General features: G+C 44.0%; 1 protein-coding gene. It reads right to left on the bottom strand.

The features are described 5' to 3' along the window. Window positions 1-1962: right-handed parallel beta-helix repeat-containing protein (locus Q0590_RS37160; RefSeq protein ID WP_302042753.1), on the bottom strand; the 1962-nt coding region annotated here is incomplete at both ends.

Below are 1962 nucleotides of genomic sequence, written 5' to 3'. Positions count from 1 at the left end.
TTCCTGCATTGGCATCCAGGCTCAGGTAGAGTTCGCTGGCATCATCCCCTGACAGGTAGAAGGTATAGTTGCCGGTCACCGGTGGGCAGATATAACCCCGGATGCGTTGGCCATAGTTATCTCCCACATTGGAGGGGGCTTCAAAAGAAGTAAGCTTGGTTACTGAAGTAGGAGTTATGCTAACAGGAATAGAAGAAACAGAAGAGCCGCTCACCCCACTCCAGTATTCTCTACTAATCCCTCCTGTGTTGTCACAGGATGATGTACTTGGCGCTGGTTCCGGGGTAGGTTCAGGTTCTGGCTCTGGTGTAGGCTCTGGTTCAGTAATAGAACCGGATTGTTTCATGAGCACTTCGGAAGCAAAAGAGATAATACTTAAACTTCCGCTCTTGGTCTGCAACTTGGCTGTTTGATAAGTGTTCCCCAACGAGACAGTTTTGGTCGAGTTACTTGGGTTGTGCTCAAGGCGTACATGGCCTGCATCCATAGTGATATCGGCTTCATACATCTCTATATTGTCCATCCACAAGGTGCCATCGCTCTCGGTAAAATCAAAACGCAGGGCGGCGGAACTGGTGCTGCCGGTTGGCTCAAACAAAAACTCATAGTCGGTGCGGCTGTTGGTAGATTTAAAAGTGCGGCTAACCAAATACTCATTGGCTACATTATTATTTAGTAAGCCGATCTGTAGAGTTCTGTCTGCATTAGCGCCTATCACACTGAATTTGACAATGTACTTTTTGTTTTTATCGATGCTGCCAACATTGCCCCGGAAATGAGCCCCTTTTTTACCCGAGATATAGGCAAAAGAGGCCCGCAGGCTGCCGCCATTAATTTTTCCGCTGTTGTCCCATTCGATGCGCAAGCTGCCACCGGAATGATAGCTGAGAATGCCTGAAACATTGGAGTCAAAGCTTTTGTTGGGGAATTTATTGCCACTTGTTAGTTCATTAATGCGGTAATGGGGCATCGGTTTGTTTTCCGATGAACTTGACTCAAAGCCATGCACTTTTTTCCAGGCATTCAGATTATAGGTATTAATGGATTGTGAACTGCCATAACGGTTGGTAATGGCTGTAACAGCGATCACTGAGGTAGATATGGTTCTGGTGTAATAGTTGTTGGAAAAAGAACCAAACTGGGAGATATCATTGTCTTTAGTAAACAAAGCCATCAATTCCTGCCCTTTCTCTTTAGAAGCTAACACGTTGTATTTGAACGTAACATTGCGGATGGGTTTATCGGCTGCTACTTTGTCATGCTCCATAAGCACCTGGTATTCGCGGTTGTCAAAAAAGGTATTGCTATGGATGTTCAGGTTGCGTGAGTTATGTACATACAAGCCATAGGTACAATCGCTGACTGTGTTGCGGGCAATCTCCACATTGGCTGAGTTATCATCCATATAGATGCCTTTGGCCAAATGAAGGGAGGTATTTGATGTTCCTTCCGGTGCACCTGTACCATTGATGATAATGTTGTCTGTCACTTGTTGTCCATAAAGTGTAGTGGAACCATCCATATTATTCCAGGTATGAATTGCCCCGCCATCATCTTTGATGTAGCAAAAGTTCTCTACATAGTTTTTCCGAACAATGCTGTTGTTGCCACGGAATGATAAAGGTACGTAGCCTATATTGATTAAACTATTGCCTTCAATCAGGGCATTATGTCCCATAGCCATGATACCCTGATAGGTAAAATTATTACTTCCTCCCATACCCACTATATAGCCGACATTCTTGATCTGATTGTTGCGGATGGTGGCTCCCGGACATTCCCAGGTCATCGATACTACATTACTTAATGCATTCTCAATGACAGAATTTTCTAATTTAAAATTTTTGGTATAAAAGCCATACACTGCATCGCCCCCAGAAAATGTAATATCACAATTTGTAACAGATACATCAGTGGTTCTTTCCACATCAAAGGTGCGGAAGTTGAAACCTTCGAAAGCTA

It is taken from the genome of Rhodocytophaga aerolata (assembly GCF_030503435.1).
Classification (GTDB): domain Bacteria; phylum Bacteroidota; class Bacteroidia; order Cytophagales; family 172606-1; genus Rhodocytophaga; species Rhodocytophaga aerolata.
This window is presented reverse-complemented; position numbering and strand designations above follow the sequence as displayed.